Annotated in this window: 1 protein-coding gene; it reads left to right on the forward strand. The window is 26.9% G+C overall.

The features are described 5' to 3' along the window. A partial coding sequence (locus C1A38_RS32710; RefSeq protein ID WP_146017667.1) for a GGDEF domain-containing protein occupies window positions 1–301 on the forward strand: 301 nt, incomplete at both ends.

Raw genomic sequence — 301 nt, forward strand, 5'->3', positions numbered from 1 at the left:
AAAAAAAGGCTGAAGAAGAAATAAGAGATCTAAATAAAGAGTTAAAAGAACTTAGTATGGAATTACATAAAATGTCTTACTTAGATTCATTAACGGGTATGTATAATAGAAGAAAAATTATGCAATTAGGAAATGGTTTAATAATAAAAGCTAAAATATGTAGATCTCCATATTTTGTAGCAATGATGGATGTAGATGATTTTAAAGAGATAAATGATACTTATGGACATGCTTTGGGGGATAAGGCTCTACTAGTTATATCTCAAATATGCGTAGATAATCTAAAAGGAAAATGTAATTT

This window comes from Verrucosispora sp. ts21, from assembly GCF_002879555.1.
Classification (GTDB): domain Bacteria; phylum Actinomycetota; class Actinomycetes; order Mycobacteriales; family Micromonosporaceae; genus Micromonospora; species Micromonospora gifhornensis.